This window comes from Neomegalonema sp. (genome assembly GCF_028688855.1).
Classification (GTDB): Bacteria; Pseudomonadota; Alphaproteobacteria; order Rhodobacterales; family Rhodobacteraceae; genus Neomegalonema.
Window position 1 is genome coordinate 84,460 of sequence record NZ_JAQTXI010000003.1, and the last position, 12,643, is coordinate 97,102.

13 protein-coding genes are annotated in these 12,643 nt (G+C 68.3%); 12 read left to right on the plus strand and 1 reads right to left on the minus strand.

What is annotated here, in order from left to right; genetic code table 11:
* Nucleotides 1-84: 84 nt before the first annotated feature.
* The 7 genes from PHN62_RS03160 (at nt 85) to PHN62_RS03190 (ending at nt 5,276) form a co-directional block, all read left to right on the plus strand.
* Nucleotides 85-801 carry a DUF1013 domain-containing protein gene (locus PHN62_RS03160; protein WP_300146191.1) on the plus strand — a complete coding sequence of 239 codons (717 nt, stop codon included), beginning with the start codon at nt 85-87 and terminating at the stop codon, nt 799-801.
* Between the two features lie 85 nt (nt 802-886).
* Nucleotides 887-1,684: a TerC family protein gene (locus PHN62_RS03165; RefSeq protein WP_300146194.1), complete on the plus strand. Its 798-nt coding sequence runs from the start codon at nt 887-889 to the stop codon at nt 1,682-1,684.
* Between the two features lie 115 nt (nt 1,685-1,799).
* The gene (proC, locus tag PHN62_RS03170) at nt 1,800-2,642 is read left to right on the plus strand and encodes a pyrroline-5-carboxylate reductase (protein ID WP_300146197.1); all 843 of its coding nucleotides are present in this window, start codon (nt 1,800-1,802) and stop codon (nt 2,640-2,642) included.
* A gap of 139 nt (nt 2,643-2,781) precedes the next feature.
* Nucleotides 2,782-3,303, plus strand: coding sequence for a TIGR01841 family phasin (gene phaP, locus PHN62_RS03175; RefSeq protein WP_300146200.1), 522 nt, complete (start codon nt 2,782-2,784; stop codon nt 3,301-3,303).
* Nucleotides 3,304-3,465: 162 nt separating this feature from the next.
* Complete coding sequence (locus PHN62_RS03180; protein WP_300146202.1) at nt 3,466-3,846, plus strand: tRNA-binding protein; 381 nt, start codon at nt 3,466-3,468, stop codon at nt 3,844-3,846.
* A 28-nt stretch (nt 3,847-3,874) separates the two neighbouring features.
* Nucleotides 3,875-4,522, plus strand: a complete 648-nt coding sequence (locus PHN62_RS03185; protein ID WP_300146204.1) for an NUDIX domain-containing protein — start codon at nt 3,875-3,877, stop codon at nt 4,520-4,522.
* Between the two features lie 115 nt (nt 4,523-4,637).
* Nucleotides 4,638-5,276: a trimeric intracellular cation channel family protein gene (locus tag PHN62_RS03190; protein WP_300146207.1), complete on the plus strand. Its 639-nt coding sequence runs from the start codon at nt 4,638-4,640 to the stop codon at nt 5,274-5,276.
* Here PHN62_RS03190 and PHN62_RS03195 read toward each other — a convergent pair.
* The gene (locus tag PHN62_RS03195) at nt 5,273-5,896 is read right to left on the minus strand and encodes a rhomboid family intramembrane serine protease (protein ID WP_300146210.1); all 624 of its coding nucleotides are present in this window, start codon (nt 5,894-5,896) and stop codon (nt 5,273-5,275) included. The genes PHN62_RS03190 and PHN62_RS03195 overlap by 4 nt on opposite strands.
* A gap of 189 nt (nt 5,897-6,085) precedes the next feature.
* Between PHN62_RS03195 and PHN62_RS03200 the strand changes: the two genes are divergently transcribed.
* The 5 genes from PHN62_RS03200 (at nt 6,086) to PHN62_RS03220 (ending at nt 12,554) form a co-directional block, all read left to right on the plus strand.
* Nucleotides 6,086-6,862, plus strand: a complete 777-nt coding sequence (locus PHN62_RS03200) for an SDR family NAD(P)-dependent oxidoreductase (RefSeq protein ID WP_300146213.1) — start codon at nt 6,086-6,088, stop codon at nt 6,860-6,862.
* A gap of 115 nt (nt 6,863-6,977) precedes the next feature.
* Entirely contained in the window at nt 6,978-8,573 is a 1,596-nt protein-coding gene (locus PHN62_RS03205; protein ID WP_300146215.1) for a peptide ABC transporter substrate-binding protein, read from the plus strand.
* A gap of 253 nt (nt 8,574-8,826) precedes the next feature.
* Nucleotides 8,827-9,750 (plus strand): ABC transporter permease subunit, encoded by a 924-nt coding sequence (locus PHN62_RS03210; RefSeq protein ID WP_300146217.1) that lies wholly within the window; start codon nt 8,827-8,829, stop codon nt 9,748-9,750.
* A complete protein-coding gene (locus tag PHN62_RS03215; RefSeq protein ID WP_300146219.1) occupies nt 9,743-10,927 on the plus strand; it encodes an ABC transporter permease in 1,185 nt (394 codons plus the stop codon). The genes PHN62_RS03210 and PHN62_RS03215 overlap by 8 nt, the downstream gene beginning before the upstream one ends.
* Before the next feature lies 1 nt (nt 10,928).
* Nucleotides 10,929-12,554 carry an ABC transporter ATP-binding protein gene (locus tag PHN62_RS03220; RefSeq protein ID WP_300146221.1) on the plus strand — a complete coding sequence of 542 codons (1,626 nt, stop codon included), beginning with the start codon at nt 10,929-10,931 and terminating at the stop codon, nt 12,552-12,554.
* Nucleotides 12,555-12,643 lie beyond the last annotated feature (89 nt).

Here is a 12,643-nt window from a genome sequence, read left to right on the forward strand (position 1 = left end):
CAATCATGACGGCGCCGGGCCGCCCGCTTCTCCTTCCCCCTCCGCGGCGAATGCGATGGCCGCGCCGTCCGAAGGAGCTTCGCCATGTCCCAAGTGCTGATGCCCAAGGCCACCGCCGTCTGGCTGGTCGAGAACACCGCGCTCACCTTCGAGCAGATCGGCGACTTCGTCGGGATGCATGCTCTGGAGATCGCCGGCATCGCCGACGGCGAGGTGGCGCAGGGCATCAAGGGCATGGATCCCGTGGCCAAGGGCCAGCTCGACGCGGACGAGATCCGCCGCGCCGAGAAGGACGCCCGCATCCGCCTGCGGCTCAAGAAGCCGGTCAGCGCCGTGCTCGCCGACGCCCGGCGCAAGGGCCCGCGCTACACGCCCTTGTCGAAGCGTCAGGACCGGCCTTCGGCCATCGCCTGGCTGCTGCGCAACCACCCCGAGCTCTCCGACGCCCAGATCATGAAGCTCGTCGGCACGACCAAGCCGACCATCGAGCAGGTGCGGGCCAAGACTCACTGGAACATGGCGAACATCCGCCCTGTGGACCCCGTGGCGCTGGGGCTCTGCAGCCAGATCGACCTCGACGAGGCCGTGGCCAGAGCCGCGAGCCGTCGTCCTGCGGCTCTGCCGGGAGACGGCGCGCTGCGCAATCTCTCCGAGACGCTCGCGCCCTTCCCCGAGGCTCCCGCCGTCGAAGAAGAGGAAGCTCCCGCCGAAGAGGAGATGCCGCTCAATCCCGACGACCTCTTCCGTCTGCCGAAGACTCCGGCGGCCGGAGACGAGTCGGAGGCCGAGTCCGAGCCCTGAGCCTTCACCGCCTCGGTTCCCGGCTTGGGGGTGGGGGCGGCCGATCCTTCGACCATCCCCCCCAACACCCCTTGAGGCCATCCACATGGACTCCATCCTCGCTTTGCTCACCAGCCCCGAAGCCTGGGCGACCTTCGCCGCCCTCGCCGCGCTGGAAGTGGTGCTCGGCGTCGACAACGTCATCTTCATCTCGATCATCGCCAACAAGCTGCCTCCGCATCTGCGGCCGCGGGCGCGCTACATCGGTCTGAGCGGCGCGCTGGTGATGCGCATCCTCCTGCTGTTCTCGATCACCTGGATCATGGGCCTGACGACTCCGCTCTGGACCTCGGGCGACTTCAAGCTGACCTGGAAGGGCGTGATCCTGATCCTGGGCGGCGCCTTCCTGATCTACAAGGCGGTCAAGGAGATCATGGCCGAGCTGAGCGGCGAGGGGCATGACGCCGCCGCCGGCGGCGCGGCGGCCATGGCCTTCGGCGCGGTGATCGCGCAGATCATGATGATCGACCTCGTGTTCTCTCTGGATTCGATCATCACCGCCGTGGGCCTGACCTCGCATCTGGGCCGCGAGATGAGCCTTCCGATCATGATCGCCGCCGTGACTCTGGCCATCGCGGTGATGATGATCTCGGCGGGCCCCATCGCCGACTTCATCGACCGCAACCCGACCATGAAGATGCTGGCTCTGGCCTTCCTCGTGATGGTGGGCGTGGTGCTGATCCTGGAGGGTCTGGAGTTCCACTTCGACCGCAAGATCATGTATGTGGCGATGGTCTTCTCGGTGGCGGTGGAGGTGCTGAACCTGCTCCGCCGGCGCAAGCACGACCAGCTCGACGCGCAGCATCGCTCCGCGCAGGGCGCCGCCTCCGGAAACGCCCATTGACCCCGATCCGGAAGACGGCTTCCTGAGGGAGCCGCCTCCCGGAGCGAAAACGCCGCGCGTCCGGTCCTGGAGGGCCGGGCGCGTTTTTTTTTCACGATTCCGAGGAGAATCCGGGATGACGGCGAAGAAGACTCTCGACGGGCGCCTGGCGGGACGCTCCGTGGCGCTGCTCGGCTGCGGCAAGATGGGCGGCGCCCTGCTGGAAGGCTGGATCCGGGCGGGCCTGGACCCGGCGCGGGCCGTGATCTACGAGGCCCATGTCTCGCCCGCCGTGGAGCGCTTCGCGGCCCTGGGCGCGCAGGTGAATCCGGCGCAGCCGCCGCAGGACTCCGCCGCCGTGCTTCTGGCGGTCAAGCCCCAGAGCCTCGACGAGGCCCTGCCGGGCGTGGCGCCTCTGCTGGGTCCGGGTCGTCTGGCGCTCTCCATCGCGGCGGGCAAGACCCTGGACTGGCTGGCGGCGCGCCTGCCCGCCGGGACGCCCCTCGTGCGGGCCATGCCCAACACCCCCGCCGCCATCGGACGCGGGATCTCGGCGCTGATCGCCAACGCGGCGGCGGACGACGCCGAGCGCGGCCTCGCCGAGGCGCTGATGGCGGCGGCGGGCGAAACGCTCTGGCTGCCCTCCGAAGACCTCATGGACGCCGTGACGGCGGTTTCGGGCTCGGGCCCGGCCTATGTCTTCCACATGGCGGAGGCTCTGGCGGCGGCGGGCGAATCAGCCGGATTGCCCGCGGAGCTCTCCCTTCGCCTGGCCCGCGCCACCGTGAGCGGAGCGGGGGCCCTGCTCGACGCCGAGTCCGGACAAACCGCCGCAGAGCTGCGCGCCGCCGTGACCAGCAAGGGCGGAACCACCGCCGCCGCCCTCGAGCATCTTATGCGAGCGGAATCAGGACTTTCCTCCCTGATGACGCAGGCGGTCTCGGCGGCGGCGGCCCGCAGCCGGGAGCTCTCGTCATAAGCTTGTCGCAAAACCTTTGTTGCAGTGCAGCAAAGCTCCTCTTGACAAGGGATGCTGCATCGCACAAATACCCCAGCAGGATGAATGACGCCCTAGGGTCAACATGGACCGCCGGGGCAGGCTTCAGGAGGAATTCGCCATGACCACCGAGAAGAATTGGTTCGACGCCAGCGCCTACGCCGACCTGTTCAAGCCCCAGGACATCAGCAAGATCTTCGAAGCGCTGAAGATCCCGGGCGTGGACGCCAAGGCCCTCGCCGAGGCCCACAGCAAGAACCTGAAGGCCGTCGTCGAGGCGAACCGCATCGCCGCCGAGGGCTACCAGCAGGTCTTCAAGAAGCAGCTCGAGATCGTCCGCTCGCATTTCGAATCGCTGACCGAGTCGGTCCGTGACGGCGGCGTGGGCGTGAACCCGGCCCTGAACACCGAGGCCGTCAAGGCCGCCTTCGACAAGAACCTGCGTCAGATCAACGAGCTGACCGAAGTTCTCCGCAAGGCCAACGAAGACGCCATCGCCGTCGTCCAGGAGCGTTTCCAGGAAGGCGTCGAGGAGATCAAGAGCTTCGGCGCCGGCTTCGCCAACGCCGCCCAGGCCCAGACCGAGAAGGCCGTCGCGGCCGTCAAGGACAACGTCAAGAAGGCCACCGGCTCCGCCGCCTGATCTTCGGCCCGAAGTCTTCCAGACCTTTCCGGATTCTCAGGACGCCGCCCCCTCCGGGGCGGCGTTCCGCGTTAGGGGCCTCCTGTCGGGGGAGGCCGCCCTTGACTTCCGCCGCCGCCGGAAGCTCTCTGCCTGAAGACGGATTCAGACAGGAGGATCGAGATGAGCGCGGAAGCCCCCCCGCCCGGGACCGCCCCCAGGGCCACGCCCGAGACCACCTTCGAGGATTTCCTCAGGACCGACATCCGCGTCGGCCGGATCACGGCGGTCGAGCCTCTGCCCGGCGCCCGCAAGCCCGCCTACAAGCTGACCCTCGACTTCGGGCCCGAGATCGGCGTCAAGCAAAGCTCCGCCCAGATCACCGCCCGCTACACGCCCGGAGAGCTGATCGGCCGCCAGATCCTGGCGGTGGTGAACTTCCCCCCCCGCCGCATCGCGGGCTTCAAGTCCGAGGTGCTGACCCTCGGCGTTCCCGACGAGACGGGCGAAGTGATCCTGATCCGGCCCGGCGAGGACGCGCCGCTCGGCGGACGCCTCTTCTGATCTCCCCTCCCCAGGACCGCTTGTCATCATGGCCCGACCGCCCGCCGATTCCTCCGCCTTCGCCGAACGCTTCTCCCGCGCCGACGCGCGCGAGATCCGCCGCGAGATCCTGCACCGGGGCTTCTTCTCCTTCGAGAAGGTCGAGATGGAGATCCCCCGCTTCGACGGCGGCCGCGACCGCTTCCCGCGCGAGGCCCTGCGCGTCGGCGAGGTGATCATCCTGCTGCCCTATGATCCGGTTTCCGACCGGGTGCTGCTGATCGAGCAGTTCCGGACCGCGCCCTGGGTTCTGGAGGATCCGCATCCCTGGCTCTGGGAGCCGGTGGCGGGGCTCGTCGATCCCGGCGAGACGCCCCTTCAGGCCGCCCTGCGCGAGGCGCAGGAGGAGGCGGGGCTGAAGCTGCTCGCGGAGGATCTCGATCCGCTGCCGCCCTGCTATCCGTCTCCGGGGGCTCTGGTCGAGCGGATGCACGGCTTCATCGCCCGCGCCGATCTGAGCGCGGCGGGTGGTCTGCACGGCCTGCCCGAGGAGCATGAAAACATCCGCGCCTTCACGCTCTCCTTCGCGGAGGCCATGGAGGCGGTGGAGTCGGGGCGTCTGCGGACGGTCACGGGGATCCTGCTCCTCTCGACCCTGGCGCGGCGCCGCGAGCGTCTGCGGGCGCTCTGGCGCTAGAGCGCCTCCGGATCCTGTCGGATCGCCCGAGCGCGCCGACGTTCTTGTGTGGTGGTGTCGTCCCGACGCGAATCCGTCCGGCTTCGCGCGACGACGTTCCGAGGGAGGCGAGGCCATGGAGGAGCATCTTGCGCTGACCATCCGGCTTCTGGATTACGGCGCGGTTTTCGTCTTCGCGGTTTCGGGCGGCGTCGCGGCGGCGCGCAAGGGCTTCGATCCGGTGGGATTTCTGGTGCTCTCCGCCGTGGCGGCGGTGGGCGGGGGCTCCCTGCGGGACATGCTGCTCGGGCGGACGCCGGTCTTCTGGCTGACGGATCCCGTCGTGGCGGGGACCATCGGTGCGGCGGCGGTCCTGATGTTCCTGCTCGGCGACCGGATCGCGGCGCGGGCGGGCGCCCTGCGCTGGGCCGACGCTCTGGGTCTGGCCACGGCGGCGGCGGTGGGGACTCACGTCGGCGCGACGGCGGGTCTGCCCTTCGTGAGCGTGGTGGCGCTCGGCGTGATGACCGGCAGCTTCGGGGGGCTCATCCGCGACGTGCTCTGTCAGGAGACGCCCTTCATCTTCCGCGGCGAGATCTACGCCACGGCGGCGGCTGCGGGCTCTGCGGTTCAGGCGGGGCTCTGGGCGGCGGGGAGTCCGGTCTGGCTGGCGGCGCCGCTGGGGGCGGCGATCACCTTCCTGCTGCGCGGAGTCGCGATCCGGCGCAATCTGGCTCTGCCCGCCTACAGGCGCCGCGGCGAGCCGCCCGGCTAGGCCGGGAGGCGCTTCGTGCGCACGGCGTAGGCGGCGGCGACTCCCGCGAGGAAGCCGAAGAGATGCCCCTCCCAGGAGATGCGCTGATCCGTCGGCAGCACGCCCCAGATCAGGCCGCCGTAGAACACGATGGCGGCCAGAGCCCCCACCACCGGCAGAGCCCGGCGCTCGATCCAGCCATAGGCGATCAGGAAGCCGAAATAGCCGAAGATCAGCCCGCTCGCGCCGACGTGGATCACCGTGGTCAGGCCGCTTCCGCCGCGCCCGAAGATCCAGGTGAGCAGCCCGCCCAGCACCACGATGATGAAGGTGGCGATGGGGAATTCGCGCCGCGCGGAGAGGACGGCCAATCCGCCCAGAACCGCCAGCGGCACGCTGTTGCTGATGGCGTGGGTGAAGTTGGCGTGCAGGAAGGGCGATCCGAAGATCCCGAGCAATCCGCCGAAGTCGCGGGGCTCCAGGCCGAACCAGTCGTTCAGCCGGTAGCCGAGCATCCAGTTGAGGACCTGCAGCGCCCAGATCGCGCAGAGCAGCACGATCACCGGCGTCAGGGCGCCGAATTTCTCGCGCAGGGAGCCCTCGCCTGCGAGGGAGGCGCGGGAGCGGACGCCGTCGGACATGGGGATTCCTCCTGATTTCAACTTCCTGGTGAAGATAGCGCGCGCCCGGTCCGAACGGAAGTCGGGGCCCTTCACGATTGACAGGGCCGGGAGGGGCGTCCGATCCTCCTCCGGATCCCGCGACGCAAGCGGGCGAAGGCCCGCCGGTCCGGGTTGCCCGGATCGGGGCCGCTCAGGGAGAGCTTCAGGATGGAGATCGCGGATTTTCCGGAATTCCCCGGATTGGCGGGCGCTTCGGTGATGGTCACCGGCGGCGGCTCGGGGATCGGGGCGGCGCTGACCGAAGCCTTCCTGCGTCAGGGCGCGAAGACGGCCTTCGTCCAGCGCTCCGACGCCTCCGCCTTCTGCGAGGAGATGGAGCGCCGCACGGGCGCGCGTCCCCTGCACATCCCTTGCGACCTGACCGACGTGGAGGCCCTGCGCGCCGCCTTCGCCAGAGCCGCCGAGGCGCATGGCCCCATCGGGATCCTGGTCAACAACGCCGCCGACGACGACCGCCACAAGACCCTCGACGTGACCGAGGCCTATTGGGACGCCAATCAGGCGATCAATCTGAAGTCCTGCTTCTTCGCGGCTCAGGCGGTCCTGCCGGGGATGCGCGCGGCGGGCGGCGGCGTGATCGTCAACTTCTCCTCGCTGAGCTATCTGATGGGTCTGGAGGGCTTCCCCTCCTATACGGCGTCCAAGGCGGCCATCGTGGCCCTGACGCGCAGCCTCGCGCGGGAGTTCGGGCCGGAGGGGATCCGCGTCAACGCCCTGGTCCCCGGCTGGGTGCTGACCGAGAAGCAGAAGCGCCTCTGGGTCACGCCCGAGGGCCTGGCCGCCCATGTCGCGCGCCAATGCCTCAAGGAGACCCTCGCCCCCGCCGACGTCGCCGGGCCGACGCTGTTCCTCGCCTCCGGCCTCAGCCGGATGATGACCGGACAGGCCCTCGTGATCGACGGCGGCGTGGCGACGACGGGCTGAAGGGGCGGCCGTCTCGCCGGATCCGTCAAAGGGCTTGCGCCCTCGCGCGTTTTGCGTCTCTCTGAAGGGATGAAAGGGCGGAAGGGCGCCCTAAAGCTTTGGGGAGAAGGAAGAAATGATGACCGGATTTCGCAGGGGCGGCCTTCGCGCCGCGCTGATCCTCGGCGCGCTGATGGCGGGCGCCTCGCCTGCTCTGGCCGAGGCGGTGCTTCATCGCGGCAATCCGGGCGAGCCCAATTCGCTGGATCCGGCGCAGATCTCGATCAACGTCGAGAGCTTCATCCTCAAGGATCTCCTCGAAGGCCTGACCACCTTCAACGCGGCGGGCGAGGCCATTCCCGGCGCCGCCGAAAGCTGGGAGATCTCCGAAGACGGAACCGTCTACACCTTCAAGCTCCGCGAGGCCGGGAAATGGTCCAACGGCGATCCCGTGACCGCCGAGGACTTCGTCTACAGCCTCCGCCGCGTGCAGGATCCGGCCGTCGCCTCGAAATACGCGAACATCCTGCATCCGATCAGGAACGCCAAGGCGGTGAACGCCGGCGAGATGAAGCCTGAGGAGCTGGGCGTCCGCGCCGTCGACGACAGGACGCTGGAGATCGTCCTCGAACGCCCGACGCCCTATTTCCTCGAACTGCTGACCCATTCGACGGGCCTTCCGGTCCATCGCGGCAACATCGAGAAGGACGGCGCCGAGTGGAACCGTCCGGGCAAGCTGGTGACCAACGGCCCCTTCATGCTGGAGGCCCACATCCCCAACGACAGCCTGACCGCCGCGAAGAACCCCCATTACTGGGACGCCGAAGCGGTGAAGCTCGACAAGGTGGTCTTCTATCCGGTCGAGGATCAGGCCGCCGCCGTCCGCCGCTTCGAGGCGGGCGAACTGGACATGATCTACAACTTCTCGGCCAGCGATCTGGAGCGCCTGCGCGCGGCTCATGGCGACCGCATCCGCGCCACGCCCGCGCTCAACACCGAATATTACGTCTTCGACAATCGCGCCGAGCCCTTCAGCGACGCCCGCGTGCGTCGGGCGCTCTCCATGGCCATCGACCGCGACTTCCTCGCGCAGGAGATCTTCCTCGGGGCTTCGCTGCCCACCTACGCGCTCAGCCCTCCGATGGCGGGCTACACGCCGGCCCAGGCCGATTTCGCCGCGCTCTCGCAGTTCGACCGCGAGGACCAGGCCGTCGAGCTGATGAAGGAGGCCGGATACGGCTCGGGCGCCAAACCCCTCGACATCACCATCCGCTACAACACCAACCCCAATCACGAGCGCGTGGCGACGGCCATCGCCGACATGTGGAAGACGGTCTTCGGCTTCAACGTGACCATGTCCAACCAGGACGTGACCTCGCATTACGCCTATCTCCAGGAGGGCGGCGCCTTCCAGGTGGCCCGCGCGGGCTGGGTGGCCGATTACGGCGATCCCGAGAACTTCCTCACCCTGAACATCACCGGCAATCCGGGCTTCAACTACGGCAAGTACAGCAATCCGGATTATGACGCCCTGATCGCCGCCTCTTATGACGAAACCGATCATGAGAAGCGCTTCCAGATCCTGCATGACGCCGAAGCCATCCTCATGAAGGATCAGCCCATCGCGCCGCTGCTGCACAAGGCGGAGCTCTGGGGTCTTTCGGCCCGCGTGAAGGGCTTCGAGGACAACGTGAACAACGAGCATCCCAGCCGCTTCATGAGCGTGGAGTGAGGCTCCCGCGCGGCGCTCCTCCTCTCGCGGGGAGGGCGCGCCGCGCGTCGCCCTGAGCGGGGCGGGAGCCTCCGTCGTTCCCGTCTCCCGCTTTCCAGCGAGGCTCCGGCGGCCCCGAGCCTTCCGGAAGGCCTCGCGCGAGGCCGGAGACGCGCGGCGTCTTCCGGCCTGACGGCGCTTTCCGCTCCGCCGCGTCCGGACTCCCGCCCGGAGCAGGGCGCCGCGGCTCCCGGAGGCGCGCAAGGGGGAGTCCATGCTGACATTCGTGCTCCGGCGCCTCGGCAGCGCCATCCCGACGCTGTTCATCATCGTCACCTTGTCGTTCTTCCTGATGCGGCTTGCGCCGGGGGGGCCGTTCAACCTCGAACGCCCCCTGCCGCCGCAGATCATGGAGAACCTCAACCGCACCTACGGCTTCGATCAGCCGATGTGGAGGCAATATCTGATCTACATGGGGAATGTGGTTCAGGGGGATCTCGGCCCGAGCTACATCTACCGCGACCGCAGCGTGGCCAACCTCCTCGGCGAGGGCCTGGGCTATTCGATCAAGCTGGGCGGACTGGCCTTGCTGGTGGCTCTGGTTGGGGGCGTCCTGGCGGGTCTTCTGGCGGCCCTGCGCCAGAACAGGCCTCTGGATTTCCTGATCATGTCGGGGGCCACGGCGGGCGTGACGATTCCCAATTTCGTCATCGGCCCGGTTCTGGTGCTGATCTTCTCGATCACGCTGTCCTGGACGCGCGCGGGCGGCTGGGGGACGGGCTCCTTCCGGGATCTCGTGCTGCCGGTGATCGCCCTGGCGCTGCCGCAGCTGGCGGTCTTCGCGCGTCTGACGCGCGGCGCCATGATCGAGGCCATGAGCGCCGACCACATCCGCACCGCCCGCGCCTACGGCCTTCCGGCGCGCAGCGTGGTGGGGACTCACGCCATGCGGGGCGCGATGCTGCCCATCGTCTCCTATCTGGCGCCCTGCGCGGCGGGCCTTCTGACGGGCTCGGCGGTGGTGGAGACCATCTTCGCCATTCCGGGCGTGGGGCGCTATTTCGTGCATGGGGCCCTCGCGCGCGACTACACGGTGGTGATGGGGACGGTGGTCCTCGTCGCGGTCTTCGTGATCGTCTTCAACCTGATCGTGGATGTGATCTACGGCCTGCTGGATCCGAGGGTGCGCCATGACTGACGTCTTTTCGACCAACGCGACGCCTGCGCCCGATCCCGGACCCAATCCCGGACCCGGCGCGGGCCTGCCGCTCCCGGAGCCGGAGGCGGCGAGCCGCAGCCTCGGACAGCTGGCCTGGCTGCGTTTCCGGCGCAACAAGGCCGCGATGTTCGGCTGCGCGACGCTGATTCTGGTGGCTCTCTTCTCCTTCCTCGGGCCGCATCTGGTCAGCCACAGCTATGACGGCGTCTATCGCAGCTATGTGGAGACTCCGCCCTCGATCCATCCGCGCCCCGACGAAGACACCCTGCGCGCCGCCGCGAACACGCTTGCGGTGCGCGGACGCGTGACCCTGGAGAGCTTCGAGGTGGAGGACGGGCGCTTCACGGCGGTCCTGATCTCTCCCCAGGCGATGGATCCCCGGGTGGCCCGCGTCTTCGACCGCTCGGACGTCTTCAAGGAGGCCCAGGTGCAGGCCCATGAGGACGAAGGCCGACGCCTCGTCCTGACCGGCGGCGTGACCCAGGAGACCTTCCTCATGGGCACCGACTCCAACGGGCGCGACCTCATGTCGAGGATCATGCTCGGCGGCCAGATCTCTCTGGCGGTGGGGCTGCTGGCGAGTCTGGTCTCTCTGGTGGTGGGGGTGCTCTACGGCGCGGTCTCGGGCTACATGGGCGGGCGCATCGACAACGTGATGATGCGCCTCGTGGAGATCCTCTATTCGCTGCCCTTCGTCTTTCTGGTGGTGGTGCTGGTGGTCTTCTTCGGGCGCAGCTTCATCCTGATCTTCCTGGCCATCGGGGCCATCGAATGGCTGGACATGGCGCGCATCGTGCGCGGCCAGACCCTCGCGCTCAAGCGCCGCGAGTTCGTCGGCGCGGCTGAGGCCCTCGGCCTGACGGACTGGCAGATCATCCGCCGCCACATCATTCCGAACGTCATCGGGCCGGTGATCGTCTTCGTGACGCTGGTGGTGCCCAAGGTGATCCTGCTGGAGAGCTTCCTCTCCTTCCTGGGGCTCGGCGTCCAGGCCCCCCTGACGAGCTGGGGCGCCCTGATCTCCGACGGCGCGGCCAACATGCGTTCGGCGCCCTGGCTGCTGATCTGGCCTTCCCTCTTCTTCGTCGTGACGCTCTTCGCGCTGAACTTCATCGGCGACGGGCTGCGCGACGCCTTCGACCCGAAGGACCGCTGACATGGCTGAAGAACCTCTGCTGACGATCCGCGATCTGCGCGTGAGCTTCGACACTCCGGACGGCGCCGTCGAGGCGGTGAAGGGAATCGATCTGGAGATCCGCCCCGGCGAGACCCTCGCGGTGGTGGGGGAATCGGGCTCGGGCAAGAGCCAGACCATGATGGCCGTCATGGGCCTTCTGGCGAAGAACGGCCGCGTGACGGGCTCGGCGAAATATCGCGGAACGGAGATGCTCGGCGCCGGACTCAAGGCGCTGAACAGGATCCGGGGCTCGAAGATCTCGATGATCTTCCAGGAGCCCATGACCTCGCTCGACCCGCTCTATCGGGTGGGCGAGCAGATCGCCGAGCCTCTGCGCCACCACAAGGGCCTGAGCAAGGCCAGAGCCCGCGCGCGGGTGCTGGAGCTTCTGAAGCTGGTGGGCATCCCCGAGCCCGAGCGCCGCATCGACAGCTATCCGCACGAGATGTCGGGCGGGCAGCGCCAGCGCGTGATGATCGCCATGGCTCTGGCCAACGAGCCCGAGATCCTCATCGCCGACGAGCCCACCACGGCGCTCGACGTGACGATCCAGGCGCAGATCCTCGATCTTCTGCGGGATCTCCAGAAGCGCTTCGGCATGGCGATCCTGCTGATCACCCATGACCTCGGCGTGGTGCGCCATTTCGCCGAGCGCGTGATGGTCATGCGGCGCGGCGAGGTGGTGGAGCAGGGGAGCGCCGAAGAGATCTTCACCCGCCCCCGCGAGGATTACACCAAGATGCTCCTCGATTCGACGCCGCGCGGCCGCAAGGAGCCTCCGGCGCCCGGGGCCCCCATGCAGCTGGAGGGCGAGAACGTCACGGTGGAGTTCGGCTCGAAAGGCGGGCTCTTCGGCAAGGGCGCGGTCTTCCGGGCGGTGGATCGGGTCTCGCTCCGGCTGAGGCAGGGCCAGACCATCGGGGTCGTGGGGGAATCGGGCTCGGGGAAATCGACCCTGGGTCGGGCCCTGCTGCGGCTTCTGCCCTCGACGGGGCGGATCGAGTTCGAGGGACAGGATCTCTCGGGCCGGGGCAGGGCGCAGATGAGGCCCTTGCGCCGTCAGCTTCAGCTGGTGTTCCAGGATCCCTATGGCTCGCTCTCGCCCCGCCTGACGGTCGGCGAAGCCATCTCCGAGGGGCTGCTGATCCATGAGCCCGCGCTCTCGAAGGCCGAACGCGACCGTCGCGCCTCGGAGGCCCTGCGCGAAGTCGGCCTGGCGCCCTCGATGCGCAACCGCTACCCGCATGAGTTCTCCGGCGGCCAGCGTCAGCGCATCGCCATCGCGCGGGCCATGATCCTCAAGCCGAAGGTGGTGGTGCTGGACGAACCGACCTCGGCGCTGGACCGCTCGGTTCAGGGGCAGGTGCTGGCGCTGCTGCGGGATCTCCAGACGAAATACGGGCTCTCCTACATCTTCATCAGCCATGATCTGGCGGTGATCCGCGCCATCGCGGATCACGTCATGGTGATGAAGTCGGGCGAGATCGTCGAGGAGGGCCCGACCGACCGGATCTTCGACGCCCCCCGGGAGCCCTATACGAAAACCCTGATCGGCGCGGCCCTCGCCTGGAGCATGGAGACCGCGCCCGAACCTGCGGCCTCCTGATCGGGCGGGCGGGGCGCTTTTCCCTTTCCCGGAAAAGCGCCTTGTCTTTCTTGACAGATTTGTAATCCGCTTGTCATGATCGGCCCATA

Excerpts from the sequence above, each read along its gene's own strand:
- phaP (WP_300146200.1), top strand. The coding sequence starts at position 2,782 with ATGACCACCGAGAAGAATTGGTTCGACGCCAGCGCCTACGCCGACCTG.
- PHN62_RS03215 (WP_300146219.1), top strand. The coding sequence starts at position 9,743 with ATGACTGACGTCTTTTCGACCAACGCGACGCCTGCGCCCGATCCCGGA.
- PHN62_RS03195 (WP_300146210.1), bottom strand. The coding sequence starts at position 5,896 with ATGTCCGACGGCGTCCGCTCCCGCGCCTCCCTCGCAGGCGAGGGCTCC.
- proC (WP_300146197.1), top strand. The coding sequence starts at position 1,800 with ATGACGGCGAAGAAGACTCTCGACGGGCGCCTGGCGGGACGCTCCGTG.
- PHN62_RS03165 (WP_300146194.1), top strand. The coding sequence starts at position 887 with ATGGACTCCATCCTCGCTTTGCTCACCAGCCCCGAAGCCTGGGCGACC.
- PHN62_RS03205 (WP_300146215.1), top strand. The coding sequence starts at position 6,978 with ATGATGACCGGATTTCGCAGGGGCGGCCTTCGCGCCGCGCTGATCCTC.
- PHN62_RS03160 (WP_300146191.1), top strand. The coding sequence starts at position 85 with ATGTCCCAAGTGCTGATGCCCAAGGCCACCGCCGTCTGGCTGGTCGAG.
- PHN62_RS03200 (WP_300146213.1), top strand. The coding sequence starts at position 6,086 with ATGGAGATCGCGGATTTTCCGGAATTCCCCGGATTGGCGGGCGCTTCG.
- PHN62_RS03220 (WP_300146221.1), top strand. The coding sequence starts at position 10,929 with ATGGCTGAAGAACCTCTGCTGACGATCCGCGATCTGCGCGTGAGCTTC.
- PHN62_RS03210 (WP_300146217.1), top strand. The coding sequence starts at position 8,827 with ATGCTGACATTCGTGCTCCGGCGCCTCGGCAGCGCCATCCCGACGCTG.
- PHN62_RS03190 (WP_300146207.1), top strand. The coding sequence starts at position 4,638 with ATGGAGGAGCATCTTGCGCTGACCATCCGGCTTCTGGATTACGGCGCG.
- PHN62_RS03180 (WP_300146202.1), top strand. The coding sequence starts at position 3,466 with ATGAGCGCGGAAGCCCCCCCGCCCGGGACCGCCCCCAGGGCCACGCCC.
- PHN62_RS03185 (WP_300146204.1), top strand. The coding sequence starts at position 3,875 with ATGGCCCGACCGCCCGCCGATTCCTCCGCCTTCGCCGAACGCTTCTCC.